Origin of the sequence: Leisingera sp. M658, assembly GCF_025144145.1 — a bacterium.
In the GTDB taxonomy this organism is placed as follows: domain Bacteria; phylum Pseudomonadota; class Alphaproteobacteria; order Rhodobacterales; family Rhodobacteraceae; genus Leisingera.
The window spans coordinates 939,513-965,350 of the sequence record NZ_CP083546.1; the positions used below are offsets into that span (position 1 = coordinate 939,513).

Sequence of the window (25,838 nt, forward strand, 5' to 3'; positions counted from 1 at the left end):
TGGAGAGCCGGAGAATGAAAACCCAAGTCAAAGCGCTTGTTGTTGGCGGCGGCGCCGTTGGCACCTCGATTGCCTATCACCTGGCCAAGGCCGGCTGGGAAGACGTCATGCTGATCGAGCGTGACGAGCTGACCTCCGGCTCGACCTGGCACGCAGCCGGCCTTCTGCCGCTGTTCAACATGTCCTATGCGACCACCCACATCCACAAGTACTCGGTCGATTTCTACAAGACCCTGGAAGAGGAAACCGGCCTGAACGCAGGTTTCGCCGTGGTCGGCAACCTGCGCATGGCGCAGACCCAGGAGCGCATGGACGAATACATGCTCTATGCCTCCATCGCGGAAACCTGCGACGTGCCCTATGAATGGCTGACCCCGGATGAGATCAAGGCGCGCTGGCCGCTGATCGAAACCTCCGACCTGAAGGGGGCGATCTACCACACCGAAGACGGCTATATTAACCCTGCGGACGTGACCCAGGCGATGGCCAAGGGCGCCCGTCAGCGCGGTGTTGAGATCGTTCGCAAGCTGCAGGCTGATGAATTCCACTGGACCGGCACCCACTGGGAAGTCACCTGCACCAAGATGGTGGAGAAGGGCGGCAACCTGGTTGAGAGCGACGAGAAGGTGGTGATCACCGCCGAGCATGTCGTGACCGCATCCGGCAACCACGCGCAGCGCACCGCCAAAATGCTGGGCATCAAGATGCCGGCGATCCCGGTCGAGCACACCTTCATCGTCATGGACAAGGACCCCGAGCTGGTCAAATGGCGCGAAGCTGGCAACCCCGAGCATCCCGTGGTGCGCGACGCCGACAATGAATCCTATGCCCGCGAAGAGCGCGGCGGCTGGATCCTGGGGATCTATGAGCGCGGCGCGCCCGCACGTTTCGAACACGGTGTGCCGGACAGCTTCCGCGCCGACCTGTTCCCGCTGGAGCTGGACCGGATTGCCGATCAGTACATGGCGATGGCGGAACGGGTGCCCTCTTGCGCCGAATCCGGCCTCAAGGACGACTTCAACGGTCCGATCTGCTACACCCCCGACGGCAACCCGCTGGTCGGCCCGGCACCGGGCCTGCGCAACATGTGGCTGGCGGAAGGTTTCTCCTTTGGCATCACCGCTGCTGGGGGCACCGGCTACTATCTGGCGCAGATGATGGTGGACGGCGAAGCCGAGATCGACATGGCGTCGCTCGACCCCAAACGCTATTCCTCCAACTGGATGACCACCGAGTTCGCGGCCCGCAAGAACGAAGAGTGCTATGAGCACGTCTATATCCTGCACCATCCGGACGAAGAGCGCCCGGCAGCCCGCCCGCTTCGCACCGCGCCTGCGTTCGACCGTCAGAAAGCCCGCGGCGCACAGTTCGGCTGGGTCAACGGCTGGGAACGCCCGAACTACTTCGGCCCCGTCGATGCGCCTGAGAACTTCGACCACGATGCCCGCTCCTTCCGCCGCGGCGGCTGGTGGCAGCATGCCGTGGACGAAGCCAAGGCAATCCGCGAAGGTGTTGGCTTGGTCGACGCAACCGCGTTCACCAAGCACATCGTCAAGGGCCCCGGTGCCACTCAGTTCCTGGACTGGTTCACCTGCAACAAACTGCCCAAGGTCGGCCGCATCAACCTGACCTATGCGCTGACCGTTCTTGGCACCACCCGGACTGAGTACACCATCGTCCGCCTGAAGGACGACGAGTATTACCTGGTGTCCGCTGGCGCCTGGACCGAATACGACGCCGACTTCCTGAAGAAGGCGATCGCGGACAAGGAAGCTGAGTTCGGCCGTATCGAGCTGCAGGACGTGACCACCCAGTGGGGCGTGTTTGCGATTGCCGGTCCGAAATCGCGCGACGTGCTGAAAGAGATCATCAACGACGCCGATCCGGAAACCGCGCTGTCCAACAAGCGTTTCCCCTGGCTGTCGGCCCGTCAGATCGAACTGGGCATGTGCCCGGTCAATGCGATCCGTGTGGCGTATACAGGTGAACTCGGCTGGGAACTGCACCACCCGATGGAGATGCAGAACTACCTGTTTGATCTGCTGGAAAAAGCCGGTAAGAAGCACGGTATGAAACTGGTGGGTGCGCGCGCCCAGAACTGGCTGCGCCAGGAGAAATCCTATCGCGCCTTTGGCAACGAACTGGGCCGCGATGCGACCCCGCTGGAAGCCGACCTGCCGCGCTTTATCGACCTGGAGAAGGACTTCCACGGCAAGGAGAAACTGGTCGAGACCGGCGTGCGCGTGAAATGCTGTACCCTGCTGATCGACGGCCCCGAAGACGCCGATCCCTGGGGCCGCGAGGCGCTGTACGCCGAGGATGGCACCCGTGTGGGCCGTCTGACCTCGGGCGGCTATTCGGTGGCCTTCGAGAAATCCATCGGCATGGGCTATGTAAAGCCCGAGATGGCGGTGGAAGGCACCAAGCTGAAGGTCAAGATCCAGGACAAGCTGTGGGACGCGGTTGTGACCTGCGACAGCCCCTATGACCCGAAGAACGAGACCATCCGCCAGAACGGGTGATCTTTGGTCCGGGCCCCTTGGGGTCCGGCATCCCGTCCAAGGGACGGGTTAAGGAGATCGCGGCGGAGCCCCGGATCTGTCTCTGGAAACAGCAATATACCCCGGCCTGCGCGCCGGGGTATTTTTTTGTTCGGCCTGGCACTGGCGGCCTGGTCGTTGCCTTCTGAGCCATGTGTCAGTCCGCTGAATGTATCACGCGTGCTTTGCGCAGATGATTTCCCCTTTAAAGTGTGATATAATTGCTGCCGGAACGCAGGCCTTCCACACTGCAAGTTCCGCAGTTTGCCGATCCTTTTAAGGCACAGAACGGCGCGGCGTGGCCGCTGAAACGTACCTTGGCGCGATGCAACCGCGCAGCAGCTAAGCTCGCGGGCAAGGCGCTGAAAAACCTGCCTTTCTATGGGGTTTCCCGTTTCGAGACATGCTGCGCAATGCCCCTGCGCGGCCTGTTGCGGCATGTGCAGGGAGGCGTGCCGTAAGAGGCCGCAGCCCCGCGCCCAGGTGTCTTGCCGCCTCTGCTGAATGAACGCGGCCTGCACTGCGATACCAGTAACGATTGTCCGAAAAGGAGGTTTGAAATGGCCGCTCGCAAAACCCAATCCAGCCGCATCGAGGAACTGGAAGACCGGATTGACGACTTAGAGGAACAGCTTGGCCAGGACCCGGACGGCTATGGCCGTTCCGGCAGCGCGCCTCAGGTCTGCTCGCTGCCGGTGCTGCCGGAACGTGCATTTGATGCCGGAGTATCTTCCGACCGGCAGCGGGCGATACTGGCGACCGGCGATAAATGGGTCAATGGCACCAATATCCACTATTTCCTGTTTTCCAGCGGGTTGTTTGGCGGTGCCAGCGACCAGCGGGCCGTTGTGCAGCAGGCGTTTCAGGTTTGGAAGGATCTGGGTATTGGCCTGAATTTCACCGAGGTGACCGATATCCGGGATGCAGAACTGCGCATCGGGTTCCTGCGCAACGATGGCTCATGGTCCTACATCGGCACCGTGGCGCTGCGTTTGGGCCAGCAAGAGCGCACCATGAATTTCGGCTGGGACCTTACCCAGGCCGGCCCGAACGGGCTGGACACAGCCATCCATGAGATCGGCCACGCGCTTGGGTTGAAACACGAACACCAAAACCCCAACGCGGGTATCGTCTGGAACCGCCAGGCGGTGTACGACTACTTTGCCCGCACGCAGAACCCGCCCTGGGACGAGGAAACGACCGACCACAACATTCTGAACAAACTCGACCCGGCGACGGTCGACGGAACGGAATGGGATCCCGACTCGGTCATGCACTATGCCTTTGCCGCCGGCCTGATCAACCAGCCGCCGGAATTCCGCGGCGGGCTTGAGCCTGCAGCGGGGCTTTCGCAAAAGGACAAAGAGGTGATCCGCCGCTTCTATCCGCCAATCGGCGCGGCGGCGCTGCCGCAGCTCATCCCGTTCAAATCCGAGCAGCTGGCCCTTATGCCCGGCGAGCAGAAGAATTTTGCAGTGATCCCGGACCATTCGCGTGATTACACATTTTCAACCTTCGGATTGTCCGACACGGTTATGGTGCTGTTTGAGGATATTGACGGCACCCCGGTCTATGTGGAGGGCGACGATGACAGCGGCTTTAACCGCAACGCCCGTTTCACCGTACGGCTGATAAAAGACCGGAGCTACAAATTGCGTATCCGTCTTTACTATGACTGGGCTGCAGGCGATGCGGCTGTCATGATGTGGTGAGCGCATAGGTTTTGTATCTGCGCGCCCGAGGGTAAAGCCTGGGCGCGCAGCCTGTGCCGGCATTTGGGATGCGGTTATCGCGCGGCGGCCGGAAGCCATTGATCCGGCCCCGGGGAGGCGGAGTTGCTGTTGTCTGGCTTATTCCTCCGCCGTCTCTGCCAGCTCCATATGGCCCCAGCCGCGCGACAAAACCCGGCGCAGGATCGGCTCGAAGAACTCCAGCGGCTTGGTCGGATAGTGCGGATCAAAGGCGCATTGATCGTATTTTTCGCAGAAATACCGGCAGTCCTCCCAATGGGGGCTGTCACGGTATTTGTCGCGGGCGTTGCGGTCGCCGCCGAAATGATGGTTGTAGTAAAACCCCTGAAACACGCAGTGATGTTTGAGGATCCAATAGGTTTTCTCGCTGACATAGGGTTTCATCATCGCCGCTGACAGCTCGCCATGGTTATAGGGCGACAGGATATCGCCGGTGTCATGCACCAGGGCGGCCACGATGATTTCGTCATCGGCGCCGTCTTCATGCGCGCGGGTCGCCGCCTGCAGCGAGTGCTGGTAACGGTTCACCGGGTAGGGGGTCCAGTCCTCGTCCAGTGAGCGGATCGCGTCCAGGATCCGGTCGGGCAGGGCGGCGTTATAGGCCTCCTCGTATTTCTCCACTGCGGCCCAGTCTTCGGGCGTGGCGTCTTCGAAACTGGTCCAGGTTGGCTTGTGGCTTTTGTCCAGCATGTCGCGGGTCCTTTGGTTGATATGGTTTCAGCCTAGCGAAACGTGTCTGAGCAGGAAAACGAATTGATTTGCTCGATCCAAGCAGAAATAGTGATCGTCATGCAGATCAACGCTTTTGAGACCTTTCTGGCTATTGAGGCCGCCGGCAGTTTTCACGCTGCGGCGCGGCGGCTGCACATCACCCAGACCGCGGTCAGCGCCCGCATCAAGGCGCTGGAGGAGGCGCTGGGCGCCAGCCTGTTTGAACGCGGGCCGGGCGGCACCCGGCTGTCTGCGGCGGGCCGGCAGTTTCTGCCCTATGCCGAGCAGATGATGCGGACCTGGGAGTTTGTTTCCGGCGATTTGCGGGAAAGCCTGGCAGGACGGGTTTCATTGCGGCTGGGGGCGCAGCTGTCGGTTTGGGATCCTCTGCTGGTCGATGTGGCCGTCTGGCTGGAGCAGGCGCAGGGCACCGTGCCGTTCACGCTGAACTATGATCACGGGCTCAACATGGGTGAAGCGGTGGCGCGCAGGCTGCTGGATCTGGCAATTGTGAACGAGGTTCCCGCAGGCACAAGGCTGGGGGTAGAGGAGCTGCCGCCGGAGGAGCTGGTTCTGGTGTCGGACCAGCAGTTGCGGCTGGGCCGGGACGCATTGCCGCTGTTCATCAACCTGGAGTTCGGCAGCGAATATGCGGCGCAGGTGCAGCAAGTGCTGCCGCAGCGCAGCCGCCAGCATATTGTGCTGGGTAACGCCCCGATGGGCTTGCGCTATCTGATGAAGCGGGGCGGCATGGGGTATTTTCCTGCCTATATGGCGGCGGGGGCGCTGGCGGCCGGGCAGATCCACAGGGTCGAGGGCGCGCCGCCAATCCAACTGAGCTGCAAGGTGCTGTACCTGCCGGACAACCCGGCGCTGGAGCAGATCCGCCAGGTCTTGCAAGGGCTGCGGGAGGTGCGCACTCAAAATTCCGGCGCGGAAATTCCGCCGGAAAACAGGTGGTCTCCGGGCTGAATTCCGCGTTGGAATTCAGCGGGTCAGCTGATCGAAACAGTCCATCGCCTTGGCCGCATACATCATTGCCGGTCCGCCGCCCATCTGGATCGACATCGCCAGCACGTCGCCGACTTCCGCCCGGCTTGCCCCCGACTTGACCAGCGCCTCCACATGCAAACCGATGCAATCCTCGCAGCGCAGGGCCACCGCTATGCCAAGGGCCACAAATTCCTTTTGCTTGAACTCCAGCACGCCGCCCTGTTTCACAGCCTTGCCAAGGGCGCCGAAGGCCTGCGCGGCTTCGGGGATGGCGCCGTTCAGATTGCGCAGACCCTTGCGGGTCTCATTCAGTTTGCCGTGCCAGTCCATCTGCCTGTCCCCCAGTGATACATTCCAATTTACGAAGGTGTATGGGCCGCAGGGGCGGGCAGCATTGATTCAGATCAGAGGCGTGGTTTTTCCGCAATCAGCGCAAGGTTGTTGGCGGGCATCTCGACCGCATGCAGCAGCTCCAACCCGTTGCTGTGCAGCCAGCCGATAGTGTCGAAATCGTCCTTGTAGCCGATCTGCGGGTCGTGGGCGGTGAGGCTGGCGTGAAAGGTCCGGTCGCCTTCGCTGGTCAGCCCGCCGCCGCGCAGGAAGGGTCCGTAGATCACAAAGCGTCCGCCGGGGGCGAGGGCGGCGGCGGCCTCAGAGATGAGGGTTTTCGCTTCATCTTCGCTGATCAGATGCAGCAGGTTCACCAGTACAATCAGGGTCTGGCCGGGGTGCTTTGCACCCCAGCCTAGGGCGGTTGCATCCAGCGGCACGGGCGGGGCGATGTTCGCCAGGCCCGCTTCATCGGCATAGGCCCGGATACTGGTAAGCCGGGCCGCCTCCGCTTCGCTGGGCTGCCACATCAGGCCGGGCAGGCGGGCGGCATAGGCCGCAATATGCTGGCCGGTGCCGCTGGCCAGTTCCAGTGCGCGGCCCTGTGCCGGGGCAACTCTGGCCAGCAGATCGCACAGCACATCGCTGTTGCGGGCGGCGGCAGGGGCGAACAGCTTGCCATCCTCTGGTGCCGCCACCGAGGCTGATCCGGGAACAGAGCGCACCGGCATCAGCGCAGCCTTGCAGGCGACAGGGCCGCGACGGCGGACGCATCCAGTACCGGCGTGCGGCCTGCCGTCAGATCGGCAATCAGCTGCGAGGCGGAGGGGGCGGTCATGATGCCATAGCCGCCCTGGGCCGCACACCAGATGAAATCCGGCTGCTCCGGGTCCGGGCCCAGCACCAGGGTGCCGTCGGCCACAAAACTGCGCAGCCCGGCAAAGTTGCTTTCGACCCGCGTCACCGGCTCGGTCACCATTTCCTCGTAGCGCGCCAGTCCCTCGGCCAGCACCATGTCGTCGGCATAGGCGTCATGCGGGTCCACCGGGTCGGTATCGGCGGGGGAGACCAACAGCTTGCCCGCGTCGGGTTTGGCGTACCAGGTTTCACCGACACCGATCATCATCGGCCAGCCGCTGACGTCATGCCCGCCCGGCGCAGGCAGCCGCGCCATCGAGCGGCGTTTGGGCTGCAGGCCGATGGTTTTCACACCCGCCAGTGCCGCAACCTGATCCGCCCAGGCGCCCGCCGCGTTGACCAGCTTGCGGGCCTGATAGGTCTGGCCGCCCGCAGTGACCTCCCAGCCTGACGCAGAGCGGGTGATGGCGGTAACCGGCGTCTTGGTCACGATCTGCCCGCCGGCGGCGCGCAAGGTTTTGGCGAAATCCTGCAGCATCCGGTCGGTGTCGATATCCTCGGCCGCGCCGCTGACGGCGGCAAAGCCGACGGTATCGGGGTTCAGGATAGGAATCATGGCGCGGGCCTCGTCCAGCTCCAGCGTAGCCATCTGCAGCTCATCCACGTCGCGGGCAAAGCCCTCGGCATCGTCCTTGGTCCCCACCAGCATCAGCCCGCGCGGCGACAGGTAGCCGCCGTCGCGCAAATAGGCGGCGCTGGCGCGGTTCAGGTCGATGGTGGGGCCGTGGCCGTAGTTTTCCTCGAACAAAGCAGCGGAGCGGCCCGAGGAATGGTAGCCAAGCGCATCCTCCATCTCCAGCAGGGTAACGCTGCCAAGGTCTGCAAGCCGGGCGGCGGCGCTGGTGCCGGCCATGCCGCCGCCGATGACGATGAAATCCTGCATGGGTCTAATCCTGTTCTTCCAGCCGGTCGGTCGCGGGTGCGGGCCGGGGGCTGAGTGCTTCAATTGCTTGGTAAAGGTCCGGGTCCATAGCGAAATCCAACGCCGCCAGCGAGGGTTGCAGCTGCTGGACAGTGCGGGCGGAGATGATCGGCACAGGGCGGCTGGGATGCGCTGCGGCCCAGGCAACGGCCAGAGTGGCGGGATCGGTTCCATGATCCGCTGCCAGAGCGGTCAGGGCTTGGGCGGCTTCATGCATGAAGGCCAGCCCGTAGCGGGTGCGGTAGCCTTTGTCCTCGGTGATGCGGCCGCTGCCGCCGGCGGCGTATTTGCCGGTCAGCAGCCCGCCGCCCAGCGGGGAATAGGGGGCGGCGGTTATGCCCTGATCAGCGCACATCGGCAGGATTTCCACTTCAGCCTGGCGCTTCACCAGCGAATACATCGGCTGCAGGATGTCCACGGCGGTGCCGGAGGCAAGGCCCGCCATCTGCGCCTTCATCACTTGCCATGCAGCAAAGTTCGACAGCGCCGCATATCGGATCAGCCCTTCGTCTTTGAGGGCCGCAAAACAGTCCATGGTTTCGCGCAGGCCGGTATGCGGATCAAACCGATGCAGGTAGAGCACATCGACCATGTCCAGCCCCAGCCGGCGGCGGCTTTCGTCAAACTGAGTGCGGATGTTCGCGGCGCCGGCACCGCCGGTATAGCCGGCCTTGGTGGCGATCAGCAGCTGCTCGCGCTCCTCCCGGATCAGGCGGCCCAGGATCTCCTCCGAGCGGCCACCCGTATAGATCCAGGCGGTGTCAAAGTGGCTGATGCCAGCGGTGCGGCAGGCGGCGTACATCCGGGCCGATTGCGCCTCATCGGCGCGGCCGCCGAATTGCATGCAGCCAAAGGCAAAGCGGCTCGCGGGGGTGCCATCGGTGGAAGTCAGATTCTGCGTCATGCGCGGAGCTTGGCATAGGGGGCGCGGCAGGGAAAGACGGATTGCAGCCTTCGTGCAGCCCAGGCCTGGATGCCATAATGCGGCCCGGTTTTCTTGTCAGGATAGGCGCGGCAAAGCTACGGAGAGTAAACGTGAAACAGTTTCTGATGATCGGGGCGGCGGCGCTTCTGGCAGCCTGTGCGGGACCGGAGAAGCCCGATTACTGGTCGGCAACACGGGCAGGTTCCGGTGCGCAGGCGGGAGGGCAGATCAGGGTGCGGACCGGGGCAAGCGGCACAGATTACCGTGCAGCAGCCGAGGCTGAGATGGCCCCCCATGCAGCGATGCGCCCGGGCCTGCACAAGACCCGCACCGGCGCCCCATGGCTGGTGGCCCATTCGGCGGGCTTCCAGGCTGGCGGCGCACGGCTGACGGCCCCCGAAGCCGCCGGGGCTGCGATTGCCTACAAGGCGTTTGAACGCAAGTCGCCCTATGCGGCAAAGACCCGTCTGGGGGATGCACAGACCCGGTTCCGGATCGTCACCGTGGATGGCAGCAGCTTTGCAGTGCTGTTTGCCATCAGCATGCCCAATGCCGGGCTGCAGACCGGCGGCAGTGCCGCGCTGCAGGAGCTGACAGCCTATGTCGCGCAGATTTCAGGCTGCGCAGTGACCGGCGCGCCGCTGGCTGAACGGGATGGCGGACAGGTGCGTCGGCTGGCGGCGCCGGTGCGCTGTTCCTGACCGGGGCCGGGGACACCGAATGAAAAAGGCCCGCCAACTGGCGGGCCTTTCCATTTCTGAGTGACGCGCAGCTTACTGCGGGATGTCGCCTTCCAAGCCTTCGACATAGAAGTTCATGCCAGCCAGGGTGCCGTCGTCTGCGGTCTCGCCCTCAGCCAGCCAGTCCGAGCCGTCCTGCTTTTTGATCGGGCCGGTGAACGGGTGGTAGGAGCCGTTTGCAATGGACTCCTTGATTGCCAGCGCGGCGGCTTTCACATCCGCCGGTACCGCGTCGGAAATCTCGCCGATGCCAACCATGCCGGCGCCGATGCCGTCCCAGGTGTCAACCGACTCCCAGTTGCCGTCGATCACCGCCTTGGTGCGGGCGATGTAGTAGGGCGCCCAGTCGTCGATAATTGAAGACACCCGCGGCTTGGGACCGTATTCCGCCATGTCGGAGGCCTGGCCGAAGGTGATCACATTGCCTGCGGCCTGTGCGGCGGCCTGCGGCGCGGTGGAGTCGGTGTGCTGCAGGATCACGTCGGCACCCTGTTCGATCAGCACCTTGGCGGCATCTGCCTCTTTCGCCGGGTCGAACCAGGTGAAGGCCCAGACGATCTTGAACTGGACGTCGGGGTTCACCTTCTTGGCGTGGATATAGGCGGAGTTGATGCCCCGCACCACTTCCGGGATCGGATATGAGCCGATGTAGCCGACCACGTTGCTTTCAGTCATGTGGCCCGCGATGGTGCCCTGTACTGCACGGCCCTCGTAAAAGCGGGCGGAATAGGTCGAGACGTTGTCGGCGCGTTTATAGCCGGTGGCGTGCTCGAACTTCACGTTCGGGAACTTCTTGGCGACGTTGATGGTCGGGTCCATGTAGCCGAAGGAGGTGGTGAAGATCAGGTCGGCGCCCTCCAGCGCCATCTGGGTCATAACCCGCTCGGCATCCGGGCCTTCGGCGACGTTTTCCACGTACACAGTTTCGACCTTGTCGCCGAATTCAGCCTCAACCGCTTTGCGGCCCTGGTCGTGCTCATAGGTCCAGCCGCCGTCGCCGACGGGGCCGACATAGACAAAACCCACTTTGGTGGTGTCGGCCATCGCCGCACCGGCGGCCAGGCCAAGCGCCATCGCGGCGCTGGTCAGAAGTTTGGTCAGTTTCATCAATTTCTCCCCAGTTTGGATCTTTTTGGCCCCGGGGTGCCGGGGCAGTGAAAAGCCCCCCTTAACGGGAGGCATGGAAGTTGCGGCCAAGCGAGGCGGGTGCGCTGCTTTTGTCCGCCGAAAGGATAACAAGCACAATGATCGTAATCAGATAGGGCGACATTGCCAGATACTCGACCGGAATGGCAACGCCTGCCGCCTGCAGATTGAGCTGCACCACGGTGACCCCGCCGAACAGGTAGGCACCCAGCAAAGCGCGCCAGGGTTTCCAGCTGGCAAAGACCACCAGCGCCAGCGCAATCCAGCCGATGCCGGCGGTCATGCCTTCGGTCCATTGCGGCACGCGAATGAGGCTGATGTAGGCACCGCCAAGACCGGCGCAGGCGCCGCCGAACATGATTGCCATCAGGCGGATTTTCAGCACCTTGTATCCCAGCGCATGGGCGGCGTCGTGGTTCTCGCCCACTGCGCGCAGCACCAGCCCGATGCGGGAATACTTCAGCACCCACCAGACCGCGGCGGTCAGCACGATACCGAAGTAAAGGATGATGTCATGGCCGAACAGGATCGGGCCGACCACGGGCAGATCGCTGAGCACCGGGATATGGATATCGCCCATCTGCGGCGGTTTCACACCGACATAAGACTGCCCCAACAGCGCCGAAAGCCCCAGCCCGAACAGGGTCAAAGACAGGCCCGAGGCCACCTGATTTGCCTGGGCAAACTGGGTGAGGATGGCAAACAGGATCGACAGCGCTGCACCTGCAATGGCGGCAGCGACAAAGCCCAGCAAGGGCGAGCCGCTCTCCACCGCCACGGCAAAGCCTGCGATGGCGCCGATGATCATCATCCCCTCGACGCCGAGGTTCAACACTCCGGATTTCTCGACCACCAGCTCGCCTATGGCGGCCAGCAGCAGCGGAGTTGCCGCCACCATCAGCGAAGCGATGAGCAGGACCGGGTTGATTGCAGAAAGATCCATTATGCCACCTCCGGCTTGCTGAGTGCGATACGGAAATTGGTCAACAGGTCGAAGGCCAGCAGGAAGAACAGCAGCATCCCCTGGAACACCTGAATGGCCGCGGCGGGCAGCTGCAGGTTCGACTGCGCGATGTCGCCGCCGATGTATGTCAGCGCCATCAGCCCGCCGGCCAGCAGGATGCCCACGGGATGCAGGCGGCCCAGGAAGGCGACGATAATGGCGGTAAAGCCATAGCCCACGTTAAAGTCGATGCTGACCTGGCCGGACGGGCCGGAGACCTCGAACATGCCGGCCAGCCCGGCCAAAGCGCCAGAGGTGCCAAGGCAGAACAGCACCAGCCGGGTGGGGTTCACGCCGGCAAATTTGGCCGCGCGCGGCGCCTCGCCAGTGAGGCGGATGTGGTAGCCAGTCATGTGGCGGTTCAGCAGCACATAGGCAAAGATCACCGCAATCAGCGCCGCCACCACGCCCCAGTGCATCCCAGATCCGGCAATCAGCTCAGCATTATGGGCGCTGTCCCAGGATTGCAGGTTGCGTGATCCGGGGAAGCCGAAACCCTCCGGGTTCTTCAGCAGCCCCAGCGAGACGGATGCCAGGAACTGCTCGGCCACATAGACCAGCATCAGCGAGACCAGGATTTCATTGGTGCCGAACCGGGTTTTCAGAATGGCCGGGATCATCGCCCAGATCCAGCCGCCAAAGGCACCGGCGATCACCATAAAGGGGAAAATGAGGAAGGATTCGGAAGGATAAAACGCCAGCCCGGCCCCGGCACCGAATATGGCGCCCATGATGTACTGCCCTTCGGCACCGATATTCCAGATGCCGGCCCTGAAACCCAGCGACAGGCCGATGGCAATCAGCACCAGCGGCGCACCTTTGACCAGCAGCTGGGGGCGGTAGTAGAAAGAGAACTCGCCAAACAGCGGCTCCCAGAAAATGGTGCGGATCGCCTCAACCGGCGGTTTGCCAAGGGCTGCAAATAACAGTCCGCCAAACAGCATCGTCGCCAGCACCGCCACCAGCGGCGTTGCCATCGACCAGGCGCGCGACGGCTGCGGCCGTTTCTCAAGCCGGATCATGTAGCGGCTCCCTGTTTCATCGTTATATTTCTTTTGCGGAGGTCAAACATGCGCCACCTCCATGCCGTGGGCGCCGCCCATCATCAGACCGATTTCGTCCACCGTCAGACCCGCGGCCTCACGCGGGGCGCTCAGGCGGCCTTCGTTCAATGCGGCAAAGCTGTCGGAGATTTCCATCAGCTCGTCCAGATCCTGGCTGATGCAGATCACCGCCGCCCCCTTGGCGGCCAGATCCAGCAGCGACTGGCGGATGGCTGCGGCAGCTGCGGCATCAACGCCCCAGGTCGGCTGGTTCACTACCAGCACATCCGGGTCCTGCAGAACCTCGCGTCCGATCACAAACTTCTGCAGATTGCCGCCGGACAGCGAGCGCGCCGCATTGCCGGGACCAGGCGTGCGGACGTCAAAAGCCTTGATGATCCGCTCGGCAAAATCCTTGGTCGCCCCCCAATCCAGAAACCCGTTTTTTTCCAGCCCCTCGCGCACCGATCCGGTGAGCATGGCATTCTCCGTCAGGCTCATATCCGGGGCGGCGGCGTGGCCAAGGCGTTCTTCGGGTGCTGCCAGAACGCCCAGCTTGCGCCGCGCGGCGGGGCCAAGGCGGCCGATGGGTTGCCCATGCAGTTTCACCGCATCCGCATCGGTCAGGACCTCGCCGGAGAGCACACCCAGCAGTTCGTCCTGCCCGTTGCCTGCCACGCCGCCGATGCCAAGGATCTCGCCCTTCTTCACCGTCAAATGCACGTTCTTCAGCGCGGTGCCAAAGGCCGAAGGCGCCGGCACCGACAGGCCGGAGATATCCATCGCCACACCGCCGAATTCGCGGCTGCCGCGTTCCGGGGTCTGCAGGGTGCTGCCGACCATCATCTCCGCCATGTCGCGGGCCGAGGTTTCAGCCGGTGTGCATTCGCCGACGTTCTTGCCCAGCCGCAGAATGGTGGCGTGATCGCAGAGCGTGCGGATTTCCTCCAGCTTGTGCGAAATATAGAGGATCGAGGTGCCCTCGGACTGCAGCTTCTGCAGGGTCTTGAACAGGATCTCCACCTCCTGCGGGGTCAGCACCGAGGTCGGCTCGTCCATGATCAGCAGTTTCGGGTCCTGCAGCAGGCAACGGATGATCTCCACCCGCTGACGTTCGCCGGCGGACAAATCTCCAACAGTGCGGAAGGGATCCAGCGGCAACCCATAGGTCTCCGACACTTCGCGGATGCGGGCGGCGAGGTCGCGCAATTCCGGCGGGTTTTCCATCCCCAGCGCGATATTCTCGGCCACGTTCAGCGCGTCGAACAGCGAGAAGTGCTGGAACACCATGGCGATGCCGTCAGCGCGTGCCGCACGCGGTTCAGCCGGGGCGAAAGGCTCCCCGCGCAGCAGCATCTGGCCGCTGTCGGGCTTCACAAGGCCATAGATCATCTTGACCAGCGTCGATTTCCCGGCGCCGTTTTCACCAAGAAGGGCATGTACTTCGCCCTCGCCGATGTCAAAGGAGACGGAGTCATTGGCCACAACCCCGGGGTAGGCCTTGGTCAGGCCTTGCAGGCTTAACAGTGGTACACTCACGCGCGCCGGTCCTTTCTCAGTTCTTCTTTTGCACTCAGCCGCAGCAGCTGGGCCGCGACGCCGACCGCAATCATCTGCGGATGTTTTCCAAGTTGCGGATCGCCGATCGGGCAGGTGATCCGTGAAATCCGGTCCGGGCTGTGGCCCAGGGCGGCAAGACGCGACCGGAACCGCGCCCATTTGGTTTTGGAGCCGATCAGCCCGGCGAAGGCAAAGCCGTGGCCCAGCAAAGCGTGGCATAGCGCCAGATCCAGCGCGTGGGAATAGGTTAGCACCAAATGCGCAGCGTTTTCAGGCGCATGCGGCACCAGAAGCGCAACGTCAGCTGCCGGAACCGCGGTGACGCCGTCGGGGATCTTAGCCGGGAACCGCTCGGCGGCGGTATCGGCCCAGGTGATCTGCAGGTCCGGCAGCGGCGCCAGAACGTTCACCAGCGCCCGGCCGACATGGCCCGCGCCCCAGATCCAGACCGGCAGTTGCGGCTGATGCAGCGGTTCGATCATCCAGCCGTCCACCAGCTGCGGCGAAGGGGGCAGGCCCTGGCTGCGGGCGGCAGCGAGGATGCGTTTCACCGCCATCGGCATCGGCGCCGGGCTGGCGGAGCGGGCGATGATCTCCTGATCCAGCGCGGCCAGATCCGCGGTCTCATAGACCTCGCTCAGCAGGGTGACGGCGCCGCCGCAGCATTGGCCCAGGTCCGGCCCCAATGCATGGGTGCTGAACGTCTTGGACTCGGCTTGCAGGCGTGCGGCTTCGGCGGCCTCAAACTCCAAGGCGCCACCGCCGATGGTGCCGCTTTGGCCATCCTTCCACACCAGCATGGCGGTGCCCGTCTCGCGCGGGGAGGAGCCGCGGATGGCAGCGATCACCACGCGAGTGACGCGGCCATGTTCGGAAACCGCCTTGCGGAGGGCTGCAACATCAAACCCCATCGCGCACCCTCCGGATTGCGCGCCAGACTTTCTCTGCCGTCGCCGGCGCGTTCAGCGCCGGGTAGCTGTCGCCAAAGGCGGAAACCGCATCGCTGAGCGCCAGCCAGGCGGAGATGCCCAGCATAAAAGGCGGCTCCCCCACCGCCTTGGAGCGGTAGATGGTGTCCTCGCGGTTCTGCCCGTCGTAAAGTGCAACGTTGAACACATCGGGCCGGTCCGAGCAGGCAGGGATCTTGTAGGTCGAGGGCGCATGAGTCCTGAGCCGCCCGGCACCGTCCCAGACCAGTTCTTCGGTGGTCAGCCAGCCGGCGCCCTGCACATAGCCGCCCTCGATCTGGCCGATGTCGATGCCTGGGTTCAGCGACGCGCCGGCATCGTGCAGAATGTCTGCACGCAGGATACGGTTCTCACCGGTGAGGGCGTCCACAACAACCTCGGTCACAGCGGCGCCATAGGCGAAATAGTAAAACGGGCGGCCCTGGCCCTTGATCCGGTCCCATTCCACCTTGGGTGTCTTGTAAAAGCCGGTGGCTGACAGGCTGACGCGGCCCTGGTAGCAGGTCATGGCGGCCTGATCGAAGGACATTTTGTCCTGGCCAATGCGCACCATGCCACCTTCAAACACCACATCGCCGGGGCGGGCCTGATGTTGCAACGCCAGATACTCGGCCATGCGGTCTCGAAGGATGTCGCAGGCCGCCTTCACCGCCATGCCATTAAGGTCGGACCCCGACGAGGCCGCGGTGGCGGAGGTATTGGGCACTTTGGCGGTGTCGGTTGCGGTGATCTTGACCTTCTCCAGCGGGATGCCAAAGCGGCTGGCGGCAACCTGTGCCACCTTCTGAAACAGCCCCTGGCCCATCTCGGTGCCGCCGTGGTTCAGATGCACCGAGCCGTCCTGATAGACATGCACCAGCGCGCCGGCTTGATTGAGATGCGTCAGCGTAAAGGAAATCCCGAACTTCACCGGCGAAAAGGCAATGCCGCGCTTCAGATGCGCCTGGCCCTTGTTCCACTTCGCAATGGCTGCTTTGCGCGCCGCATAATCCGAGGAGCGCAGCAAATCCGCCGTCATCCCATGCAGCTCAAAATCTGTGACTTCCATGCCATAAGGCGTGGTGTTGTCTTTCCTCTTGCTGGAAATATCCCGGGGGGGCGGGGGGGCAGAGCCCCCCTCCGCCGGTGCCGCGTAATAATTCCTCCGCCGCAGCTCCGCCGGGTCCATCCCGAGGTCATGGGCGATATGGTCCATCACCCGCTCGATCCCGACCATGCCCTGCGGTCCGCCAAAACCGCGGTAGGCGGTGGCGCTTTGCCGGTTGGTGCGCAGGCGGTGGCTCTCGATCCGGATATCGGGGATCAGATAGGCGTTATCCGCGTGCAGCATCGCGCGGTCGGCGACCGGCAGCGACAAGTCCTGCGCCCAGCCGCAATCTGCCAGATGCAGGAACTCGACCCCTTGCAGAAGGCCGTCCTCATCAAATCCAGCGCGGTAGGAGATGCGGAAGGCGTGGCGCTTGCCGGTGATCACCATGTCGTCGTCACGGTCATAGCGCATCTTGCAGGGCTTGCCGGTCAGCCGCGCCGCAACGGCACAAGCGACGGCCAAAGCATTGCCCTGGCTTTCCTTGCCGCCAAAGCCGCCGCCCATGCGGCGGGTTTCGACCCTGACACTATGCATTGGCAGGCCGATGGCGTCCGCCACTTTGTGCTGGATCTCGGCCGGGTGCTGGGTCGAGGAGAAGACATGCATGCCGCCATCCTCCTGCGGCCAGGCCATTGCCGCCTGGCCTTCGAGGTAGAAATGCTCCTGTCCGCCGAGGTCGAATGTGCCCTCAATCATGCGCGGAGCGGCAGCGATGGCGGCAGCGGCGTCGCCCTTGGCATAGATGCGCGGGCCTTCCTCGAACCGGCTGTCAGCGGCAAGGGCCGCGTCCAGTGTCAGCAGGGCGGGCTCCTCGGCATAGTCCACCCGGCCCTTGCGGGCGGCGATGCGGGCGTTGCGATGGCTGTTGGCAACCACCAGGAACACCGGCTGGCCGACGTAGTTGACCGTGCCCGAAGCCAGCAGCGGCTCGTCATGGATCGAAGGGGAGACGTCGTTGGAAAACGGCAGCCCCCTGGCGGTCAGCACCGCCACGACACCGGGGCTGTGCTGCGCGTCGTGCAGGTGCATGCCGGTGATATGGCCGCGGGCGATGGGGGAGAGGCCAAAGGCCAGATGCAGCGTGCCAGCGGGCGAGGGTATGTCATCCACATAGCGGGCGGCGCCGGTCACATGCAGTTCGGCGGCGTCATGGGGGAGGGGTTTTGAAATGCTCATGGTTTCACCTCCAGCACCGAAACTGCCGCGCCGTTCATCTCTGCGAAATAGCGGCAAAGCATGCTGCGCGCGGTTTCCAGCCGGTAATCGGCTGAGGCACGCATGTCGCTCATCGGGGTGAAGTCCTGATCAAAGGCCGCGGCGGCGGCCTGGATCGTGGCTTCATCCCAGGGCTGGCCTGTGAGCGCGGCCTCGACGTTCGCGGCGCGCTTGGGGATACCTGCCATGCCGCCGAAAGCGATGCGGGCCGTGGTGATCCGGCCGTTCCCGACTGTCACGTTGAAAGCACCCAGCACGGCGGAGATGTCCTGATCAAAACGTTTCGACAGCTTGTAGACCTTCAGCGCGCCGGGCTGGCGGGGAAAGCTGACGGCCTCGACAAATTCGCCGGGCTGGCGGTCCTGTTTGCCGTAGCCGAGGAAGAAATCCTCCAGCGGCAAATCGCGGCGGTCATCCCCATTGCGCAAGTGCAGGGTGGCACCGAGCGCGATCAGTGCGGGCGGGGTGTCGCCAATGGGGGAGCCGTTGGCGATATTGCCGCCAACTGTCGCGGCGGCGCGCACCTGCTGGGAGGCGAAGCGGCGGAGCATTTCGGCGAATGACGGGTGCAGCGGTTCTATTGCGGTACGCAGGGCGTTCATGTCTGCCATAGCGCCAATGCGGACGGAGGTGTCCGTGACCTCAATGTCCTTCAGGTCTGTGCAGCCGTCCAGGAAGATCATCTGCGGCAGATGGCGCAGCTGCTTGGTGACCCAGAGGCCGACGTCGGTGGCGCCGGCCACAAGGGTTGCATCCGGGTTGGCGCTGTAGAGTTCGGCTAGTTCGTCTGCGGAGGCGGGCAGCAGCGGGGGCGTTGCCGCAGGGGGGGCGGAGGGGGGCGCTGCCTCCCGGCCTGCGGCCTCCCCCCGGAGTATTTCGGAAAAAGTGAAAGAGGTTTCATCCGCGATCCAGTCCGGGACCGGGGCGCCGCTGGCGGCCTTGGCGGCGCGGATGATCGGGGCGTAGCCGGTGCAGCGGCAAAGGTTGCCGGCCAGCTGGTCGTCATAATCCGTCGCACCGTTGGTGTGGGCGGTCACCATCGACATGATGAAGCCGGGGGTGCAGAAGCCGCATTGGCTGCCGTGATGATCGATCATGGCCTGCTGCACCGGATGCAGGCTGCCGTCCGGGCCTGCGGCACCTTCGACAGTGCGGACAGATTTGCCGTTGAGCTGGGGCAGGAACAGAATGCAGGCATTCAGCGCCTTCGATCCGCGTGAATCGGTGACCATCACGGTGCAGGCGCCGCAATCGCCCTCATTGCAGCCTTCTTTGGTGCCGGTGAGACCCTTAGCGTCGCGCAGCCAGTCCAACAGCGTGACTGAGGCGTCTGCGTGTTCGATCAGAACGTCTTCACCATTCAGACGAAAGGCGAGTGCCATCTTCCCGGGATCCGCCGCGTTACCCTGTTGACCCGGTGTGCCTCCCTTCGATGCGGCGTAGAAGGAGAGGCGGGCTGTGTATTGCTTGCGGATACCAGCCTAGGGAGCAGGCCCTTGGCAAAGCAAGGAAAACCGCTGCTGCGCTGCAGTATTCCGCGGCGCAAGAAAATTGCGGATGCAGCGGTTATGCTGTTATTTTTTATGCCTTTTAGCTGTATGTTTGGGGCGGGTCTCTCTTTGCGGGGCGAAACAGCTTCAAATTAATCCTGAAAATGGCGGGTAATCCTTTCGCTATTCCGGGAGGCGGACCGGCACTTCACCCTTTCACCGTGCTGCGGCAATAAGATAGCGTGGCGGCATGACAAGCTCTCCCCGATTCATTCACCTGCGCAGCCATACCGAGTATTCCCTGCTGGAAGGCGCGCTGCGGCTGAAAAAACTGCCGGACCTGTGCAAGAAACACGGCATGCCTGCGATTGCTGTGACCGATACCAATGCCATGTTCTCGGCGCTGGAATTTTCGGTGACGCTGTCCGGTGCAGGCATCCAGCCGATCCTTGGCTGCCAGGTTGATCTGACCTTTCAGCAGGCGGAGCCGGGCGGCAAGCCCAAGCTGCCCGCGCCCCTGGTGCTGCTGGCGCAGAGCGAAGAAGGGTATGAGGGCCTGATGCGGCTGTCGTCCTGTCTGTATGTGAACAATGGCGGGCAGCTGCCGCAGGTCACTTTGGACGATCTGGAGGCCAACAGCGCCGGGCTGATCTGTCTTAGCGGCGGGCCGGACGGGCCGGTGGGGCTGTTGCTGCAGCAGGGACAGCGGCCGGCGGCAGAGGCGCTGATGCAGCAGCTGAAGCGGATTTTTCCAGACCGGCTGTATGTGGAACTGCAGCGCCACCCCGGCGAGCACGGCCAGCCGGAGGCGGAAAAGCAGACCGAGCGCGGCCATGTGGAGATGGCCTATGCGATGGAGCTGCCGCTGGTCGCGACCAATGACGTCTATTTCCCGAACACCGAAATGTACGAGGCCCATGATGCGATGATCTGCATCGCCGAGGGTGCCTATGTCGACCAGTCCGAGCCGCGCCGCCGGCTGACCGCGCAGCATTACTTCAAAAGCCAGGAAGAAATGGTGGCGCTGTTTGCCGACCTGCCCGAAGCGGTTGAAAACACGGTGGAGATCGCCAAGCGCTGCGCGTTCAAGGCCTATTTGCGGGATCCGATCCTGCCCAAATTCGCCGATGATGAGGTCTCAGAACTGCGCCGCATCGCCAATGAGGGCCTGCAGAAACGTCTGGCGGTGATCCCGCACGCGGTGAGTTTGGAAGAATACCAGGCACGGCTGGATTTTGAGCTGGGCATCATTGAGGGCATGGGATTCCCCGGCTATTTCCTGATCGTTGCGGACTTCATTCAATGGGGCAAGGATCAGGGCATTCCAGTGGGGCCGGGGCGGGGCTCGGGCGCGGGATCTTTGGTGGCCTATGCACTGACCATCACCGACCTTGACCCGCTGCGCTATTCGCTGCTGTTTGAACGGTTCTTGAACCCGGAACGGGTGTCGATGCCCGACTTCGACATCGACTTTTGCATGGACCGCCGCGAAGAGGTGATCCGCTATGTGCAGCAGAAATACGGCCGCGACAAGGTGGGGCAGATCATCACCTTCGGAGCGCTTTTGTCCAAGGCGGCGGTGCGCGACATCGGCCGGGTCCTGCAGATGCCCTATGGCCAGGTGGACCGGCTGTCCAAGATGATCCCGGTGGAGGGGGTCAAACCCGTCTCGATTGAAAAGGCGCTGGTGGATGAGCCGCGGCTGAAGGAAGAGGCACGCAATGAGCCGGTGGTGGACCGGCTCTTGACCTATGGCCAGCAAGTCGAGGGGCTGTTGCGCAATGCCTCGACCCATGCCGCCGGTGTGGTGATCGGCGACCGGCCGCTGGACGCGCTGGTGCCGCTCTATCAGGATCCGCGATCCGACATGCCGGCCACCCAATTCAACATGAAATGGGTGGAGCAGGCCGGGCTGGTGAAGTTCGACTTCCTTGGCCTGAAAACCTTGACCGTCATTCAGAACGCAGTGGACCTGATCAAGCAGTCGGGCCGCGATCTGCATACCGGCGAGGACGGCACGCAATTGTACGAGCCGCCCGAGGGCGCGGTGAATGAAATCAACGCCATTCCGTTGGACGACAAGGTCACCTATGACCTTTATTCCCGGGCCAAGACGGTGGCAGTGTTCCAGGTGGAATCCACCGGCATGATGGATGCGCTGAAGCGCATGAAGCCGACCTGTATCGAGGACATCGTGGCGCTGGTGGCGCTGTACCGGCCCGGCCCGATGGAGAACATCCCGACCTATTGTGAGGTGAAGAACGGGCTGAAGAAGATCCAGTCGGTGCATCCGCTGATCGACCATATCCTGGAGGAAACCCAAGGCATCATCGTCTACCAGGAGCAGGTGATGCAGATTGCCCAGGTGATGGCCGGCTACAGCCTGGGCGGCGCCGACCTGTTGCGCCGGGCAATGGGCAAAAAGATTAAGGAGGCGATGGACGCCGAACGCCCGAAGTTTGAAAAGGGCGCGGCGGAGAATGGCGTGCCTGCCAAGAAGGCCTCGGAAGTCTTCGACCTGCTGGAGAAATTCGCCAACTACGGCTTCAACAAATCCCACGCGGCGGCATATGCGGTGGTCAGCTATCAGACCGGCTGGCTGAAGGCGAACCACCCGGTAGAGTTCATGGGCGGCGTCATGAACTGCGATATCCATCTGACCGACAAGCTGGCGATCTACTTTGAAGAGGTGAAGAAAGGGCTGGGGCTGAAATACGTGCCGCCCTGTGTGAACCGGTCGATGGCGACGTTTAATGTGGTCAAGGGCGAGTTGGTCTATGCGCTGGGCGCGCTGAAAAACGTCGGTGTCGAGGTGATGCGATTGGTCACCGACGCGCGCAATGAGAGCGGGTATGACCGGGTTTTTGTGAACCTGTTCGATTTTGCCCGCCGGGTGAATTTAAAGCGCGTCGGCAAGCGGCCCTTGGAGATGCTGGCGCGGGCAGGGGCGTTTGACCAGCTCGACCCGAACCGCCGCCGGGTGTTTGAAAGCCTCGGCCCGTTGGTGGATTATTCCGCCGCGGTGCATGACCAGCGCAATTCCAGCCAGGTGTCGCTGTTCGGCGAGGCGGGCGAGGACCTGCCCGAACCACGCCTGCCGAGCGTACCGGACTGGCTGCCGGCTGAGCGGCTGAGCGAGGAATTTAAGGCGATCGGGTTCTACCTGTCGGGCCATCCGCTGGACGACTACATGCCGGCGCTGAAGCGCAAGGATGTCATGACGCTGGACGAAGTGACGGCGAAGGCCGAGCGCGGCCCGTTCATGGCCAAGATGGCGGGCGTGGTGGCCGGACGGCAGGAGAGGAAGTCTGCCCGCGGCAACCGCTTTGCCTTTGCCCAGCTGTCGGACCCCTCCGGTGCCTTTGAGGTGACGCTGTTTTCCGAAGTGCTGGAGAAATCCCGCGAGTTCCTGGAGACCGGCGCCAAGGTGGTGATCACCGCCGAGGCGACGATGGAGAGCGATCAGCTGAAGCTTCTGGTGCGCTCGGTTGGTCCGGTGGATTCGGCGATCGCCGATGCCGGCCGCAGTTCCCTGCGGGTCTACCTGAGCGATGCGGCTGCGGTGGGCACCGTGGCGCAGGTGCTGGAGGACGCCAAGGCGGCGGCCCGCAATGCCGCGCGCGGGGAAGTCTACATGTACCTGCAGGATCCGGGCCTGCCCGGCGATGTGGAGATGGATCTGGGCCAGGTGTTCCCGATCAATCCACAGATCAAAGGGGCGCTGAAGTCGCTGGACGGGGTGCTGGATGTGGAGGAGATTTGAGGGGTGCAGGGATTTTCTACCGCGCTTCAAATACAGGGACTGGTTGAACGTGCTCGCCAAACATATTCAGGAGAATATGAAAGTTGAGTGCGCGTAGGACGTTCACTTGCTTCTGTTCGAGGGGATAATCAGGGGCACGCATTCGAACATCTTGATGCAAACGTCGATCTTATTTTGAGGCAGTTGGAGAGCGATCAGATAGCAGCGTTGGAGAAGTTTGGAGAGCATCTCGGCGGCGGGGTCATGTTTATTCAAATAAGCCTGTCGAAGATGTGGCTGTTTTCCATGTACGAGATATTGAGGGAGACCTGCGATTTCCCGAGTTGTCTGGGCGCGGGCAAAAGCGTGTACTGCATTCGAAAAGATTGTCTGCGTTGCAGAGTTAGAAATTTACGTGACGAATTGAATCCAGTTCGAACCGCATTGGCCAAACTGCAGCCTGAAAAGGCGTGGAAAGCCTCTCCGAGTAAACGCAATTATCATCCTTCTCTCTTGCTCGACGAAAGTAGCGGCTCGTTTGCTTGGAAAGCACATTCAGACCGCAGGGGATCGTGTGCAACGGTTAGCCGGTTGGAGTTTTCTAATAAGGTATTAGAAGTCTTGGGCCCGGAGTAACGGCGCGGAGCGCCCCGGGCCTGCGGCAGCCCGTTCGGGCGGGCTGCCGCAATGGCAAGGCTGGGTGCTCCGCCGGAGAAGTCGTACCGGTTTGGCCGGGATAAACTGCCCCGAATACCTGTTGAGGCGCCAGCCCACGGGCTGCCGCAGGCCCGTCATGACTGGATTTTGCTCAGTAATGCGGCGGGCGTTCGTCGCCGAAGACCGCGCCGCCGGTGCCGTCCTGCTCGCGGGTGGCCTCGCGCTGCATCAGCATGGCGACGCGGCGGGTCAGGGTGTCGATCTCCTGCTGCTGCCGGGCGATCACGTCGCTCATCTCCTCCACGCTGCGGGTCAGATGGGCGATTTGCTCTTCCAGATGCTGCATGGGGCTCTCCTGTGCGCGGCTGGCCTGTCATAGGGCCATTGCCTGCCTGGGTCCATGGGGCGGCTGTTGCTGACGCGGGTTTTCTGGCGGAAAACCCGCGGGCCTCCGGCGGGGATATTTTCCGTCAGAAGAAGGCGGCGCGGCGCTATGGCCGTTGGGTTCCTGCGTCCCTGTGTGTGCCCGGCTCCTTCTTGCTGTTGCGGCTGGCATCCGCTAGACCGCCGGGCAAGTGAAACCGCTACCCGTGAGGAGGCCGAACATGGCCAAAGTGAAGAAACAGCCCCGCCCCAAGGCACAAACGCCCAAGGGGTTCCGTGACTATTTCGGTGCGGAGGTGACCCAGCGCAGCGAGATGCTGCGGGCCATTGCGGGTGTGTATCATCATTACGGGTTTGAGGCGCTGGAGTCCGCGGCGGTGGAAACCGTTGAGGCGCTGGGCAAGTTCTTGCCCGATGTGGACCGCCCCAACGAGGGTGTGTTTGCCTGGCAGGAGACCGAGGACGATGGAAACGGCGACTGGATGGCGCTGCGCTATGACCTGACGGCGCCCTTGGCGCGGGTCTATGCCCAGCACCGCAATGATCTGCCGACACCGTACCGCCGCTATGCGATGGGGCCGGTCTGGCGCAATGAAAAGCCGGGACCGGGCCGCTTCCGCCAGTTTTACCAGTGTGACGCGGACACCGTGGGCACCGCCTCGATGGCCGCCGATGCCGAGATCTGCGCGATGCTGTCGGACACGCTGGAGACCGTCGGCATTCCCCGCGGCGACTATCTGGTCCGGGTCAACAACCGCAAGGTTCTGAACGGCGTGCTGGAAGTGATGGGGATCGGTGACGACCCTGCTGTACGTGACAACGTTCTTCGCACTATCGACAAGTTCGACAAGGTGGGTGAGGCGGGCGTGCGCGAGCTGCTGACCAAGGGGCGGCTGGATGCTTCGGGTGCCTTCATCGACGGCGTTGGCCTGTCTGATGATCAGGCCGCGCCGGTGCTGGCGTTTCTGACCTCCAAGGCGGCGGAGGCGGCGGGCACCATTGCCAACCTGCGTGCTGCCGTGGGTGACAGTGCGGTGGGCCAGGAGGGCATTGCCGAGCTGGAGCAGATCGGCGAGCTGCTGGCTGCGGGCGGCTATGGCAAGGACCGGATCGAGATTGATCCTTCGGTTGTGCGGGGGCTTGGCTATTACACCGGGCCGGTGTTTGAGGCGGAGCTGACCTTTGATATCCTCGACGAAAAGGGCCGCAAACGGCAGTTCGGATCGGTTGCGGGCGGCGGGCGCTATGACGGGCTGGTCAAGCGCTTTACGGGCCAGGAAGTGCCTGCAGTGGGTGTGTCCATAGGCGTTGACCGGCTGCTGGCGGCGCTGCATGCCAAGGGGCGGCTTTCGGCGGAGGCTGCCGGCCCCGTTGTCGTCACCGTCATGGACCGCGCCCGGATGGCAGATTACCAGGCCATGGTTGCTGAGCTGCGCAACGCGGGCATCCGGGCCGAGGTTTACCTGGGCAATCCCAAGAATTTCGGCAACCAGTTGAAATATGCGGATAAGCGGAATTCGCCTGTGGCCGTGATCGAAGGCGGTGATGAAAAAGCAAATGGCGTGGTGCAGATCAAGGACCTGATCCTGGGTGCCAAGATCGCCGAGAGCGCGACCCTGGAAGAGTGGAAAGAACGTCCGAGCCAGTTTGAAGTGCCGCGCACGGAACTGGCCGCCAAGGTGCGGGAAATTCTGGACGGGCAGGACTGAT

Annotated in this window: 21 protein-coding genes; 8 read left to right on the plus strand and 13 right to left on the minus strand. The window is 63.1% G+C overall.

The genetic code is table 11. From position 1 onward, the window contains the following. Positions 1-14 precede the first annotated feature (14 nt). The 3 genes from K3724_RS04795 (at position 15) to K3724_RS04805 (ending at position 4,252) form a co-directional block, all read left to right on the plus strand. Entirely contained in the window at positions 15-2,522 is a 2,508-nt protein-coding gene (locus K3724_RS04795) for an FAD-dependent oxidoreductase (RefSeq protein ID WP_259990573.1), read from the plus strand. A 239-nt stretch (positions 2,523-2,761) separates the two neighbouring features. Then, complete coding sequence (locus K3724_RS04800; RefSeq protein ID WP_259990575.1) at positions 2,762-3,001, plus strand: hypothetical protein; 240 nt, start codon at positions 2,762-2,764, stop codon at positions 2,999-3,001. Between the two features lie 99 nt (positions 3,002-3,100). Continuing rightward, positions 3,101-4,252, plus strand: coding sequence for a matrixin family metalloprotease (locus tag K3724_RS04805; protein WP_259990577.1), 1,152 nt, complete (start codon positions 3,101-3,103; stop codon positions 4,250-4,252). Positions 4,253-4,390: 138 nt separating this feature from the next. On the opposite strand, the gene K3724_RS04810 is transcribed toward K3724_RS04805, so the two are convergent. After that, positions 4,391-4,981, minus strand: coding sequence for an HD domain-containing protein (locus tag K3724_RS04810; RefSeq protein WP_259990579.1), 591 nt, complete (start codon positions 4,979-4,981; stop codon positions 4,391-4,393). A gap of 99 nt (positions 4,982-5,080) precedes the next feature. Here K3724_RS04810 and K3724_RS04815 point away from each other — a divergent pair, with 99 nt between their 5' ends. Continuing rightward, positions 5,081-5,974 (plus strand): LysR family transcriptional regulator, encoded by an 894-nt coding sequence (locus tag K3724_RS04815; protein WP_259990581.1) that lies wholly within the window; start codon positions 5,081-5,083, stop codon positions 5,972-5,974. 15 nt (positions 5,975-5,989) lie between these two features. Here K3724_RS04815 and K3724_RS04820 read toward each other — a convergent pair whose 3' ends face one another. From K3724_RS04820 to K3724_RS04835, 4 genes are all read right to left on the minus strand, one after another. Next, positions 5,990-6,325, minus strand: a complete 336-nt coding sequence (locus K3724_RS04820) for a carboxymuconolactone decarboxylase family protein (protein ID WP_129370066.1) — start codon at positions 6,323-6,325, stop codon at positions 5,990-5,992. Positions 6,326-6,399: 74 nt separating this feature from the next. Continuing rightward, positions 6,400-7,056, minus strand: coding sequence for a class I SAM-dependent methyltransferase (locus K3724_RS04825; RefSeq protein WP_259990583.1), 657 nt, complete (start codon positions 7,054-7,056; stop codon positions 6,400-6,402). Beyond that, positions 7,056-8,126, minus strand: coding sequence for an FAD-binding oxidoreductase (locus tag K3724_RS04830; protein WP_259990585.1), 1,071 nt, complete (start codon positions 8,124-8,126; stop codon positions 7,056-7,058). The genes K3724_RS04825 and K3724_RS04830 overlap by 1 nt, the downstream gene beginning before the upstream one ends. Positions 8,127-8,130: 4 nt before the next feature. Beyond that, complete coding sequence (locus tag K3724_RS04835; protein ID WP_259990587.1) at positions 8,131-9,069, minus strand: aldo/keto reductase; 939 nt, start codon at positions 9,067-9,069, stop codon at positions 8,131-8,133. Between the two features lie 131 nt (positions 9,070-9,200). On the opposite strand from K3724_RS04835, the gene K3724_RS04840 reads away from it, so the two are divergent. After that, entirely contained in the window at positions 9,201-9,791 is a 591-nt protein-coding gene (locus K3724_RS04840; RefSeq protein WP_259990589.1) for a hypothetical protein, read from the plus strand. Between the two features lie 72 nt (positions 9,792-9,863). Here the strand turns inward: K3724_RS04840 and K3724_RS04845 are convergent, their stop codons facing one another. The 7 genes from K3724_RS04845 to xdhA all read right to left on the minus strand — a co-directional run bounded on the left by K3724_RS04845 (position 9,864) and on the right by xdhA (position 19,237). Further along, positions 9,864-10,937, minus strand: coding sequence for a BMP family ABC transporter substrate-binding protein (locus tag K3724_RS04845; RefSeq protein ID WP_259990590.1), 1,074 nt, complete (start codon positions 10,935-10,937; stop codon positions 9,864-9,866). Between the two features lie 61 nt (positions 10,938-10,998). After that, positions 10,999-11,919, minus strand: a complete 921-nt coding sequence (locus K3724_RS04850; protein WP_259990592.1) for an ABC transporter permease — start codon at positions 11,917-11,919, stop codon at positions 10,999-11,001. Continuing rightward, a complete protein-coding gene (locus K3724_RS04855; RefSeq protein WP_259990594.1) occupies positions 11,919-13,001 on the minus strand; it encodes an ABC transporter permease in 1,083 nt (360 codons plus the stop codon). The genes K3724_RS04850 and K3724_RS04855 overlap by 1 nt, the downstream gene beginning before the upstream one ends. Before the next feature lie 42 nt (positions 13,002-13,043). Then, positions 13,044-14,561: an ABC transporter ATP-binding protein gene (locus tag K3724_RS04860; protein ID WP_259990596.1), complete on the minus strand. Its 1,518-nt coding sequence runs from the start codon at positions 14,559-14,561 to the stop codon at positions 13,044-13,046. Next, positions 14,558-15,493 (minus strand): xanthine dehydrogenase accessory protein XdhC, encoded by a 936-nt coding sequence (gene xdhC / locus K3724_RS04865; RefSeq protein WP_259990598.1) that lies wholly within the window; start codon positions 15,491-15,493, stop codon positions 14,558-14,560. The genes K3724_RS04860 and xdhC overlap by 4 nt, the downstream gene beginning before the upstream one ends. Then, the gene (gene xdhB, locus K3724_RS04870; RefSeq protein ID WP_259990600.1) at positions 15,483-17,816 is read right to left on the minus strand and encodes a xanthine dehydrogenase molybdopterin binding subunit; all 2,334 of its coding nucleotides are present in this window, start codon (positions 17,814-17,816) and stop codon (positions 15,483-15,485) included. Before xdhB ends, xdhC begins: the two co-directional genes overlap by 11 nt. After that, the gene (xdhA, locus tag K3724_RS04875) at positions 17,813-19,237 is read right to left on the minus strand and encodes a xanthine dehydrogenase small subunit (protein WP_259990603.1); all 1,425 of its coding nucleotides are present in this window, start codon (positions 19,235-19,237) and stop codon (positions 17,813-17,815) included. The genes xdhB and xdhA overlap by 4 nt, the downstream gene beginning before the upstream one ends. Before the next feature lie 358 nt (positions 19,238-19,595). Between xdhA and dnaE the strand changes: the two genes are divergently transcribed. Both dnaE and K3724_RS04885 read left to right on the plus strand, forming a co-directional pair. After that, positions 19,596-23,108 carry a DNA polymerase III subunit alpha gene (dnaE, locus tag K3724_RS04880; protein ID WP_259990605.1) on the plus strand — a complete coding sequence of 1,171 codons (3,513 nt, stop codon included), beginning with the start codon at positions 19,596-19,598 and terminating at the stop codon, positions 23,106-23,108. A gap of 87 nt (positions 23,109-23,195) precedes the next feature. Then, positions 23,196-23,723: a hypothetical protein gene (locus K3724_RS04885; protein WP_259990607.1), complete on the plus strand. Its 528-nt coding sequence runs from the start codon at positions 23,196-23,198 to the stop codon at positions 23,721-23,723. Positions 23,724-23,895: 172 nt separating this feature from the next. On the opposite strand, the gene K3724_RS04890 is transcribed toward K3724_RS04885, so the two are convergent. Beyond that, complete coding sequence (locus K3724_RS04890) at positions 23,896-24,090, minus strand: SlyX family protein (protein WP_259990609.1); 195 nt, start codon at positions 24,088-24,090, stop codon at positions 23,896-23,898. A 259-nt stretch (positions 24,091-24,349) separates the two neighbouring features. On the opposite strand from K3724_RS04890, the gene hisS reads away from it, so the two are divergent. Next, complete coding sequence (hisS, locus tag K3724_RS04895) at positions 24,350-25,837, plus strand: histidine--tRNA ligase (RefSeq protein WP_259990611.1); 1,488 nt, start codon at positions 24,350-24,352, stop codon at positions 25,835-25,837. The last annotated feature ends 1 nt before the right edge of the window (position 25,838 follow it).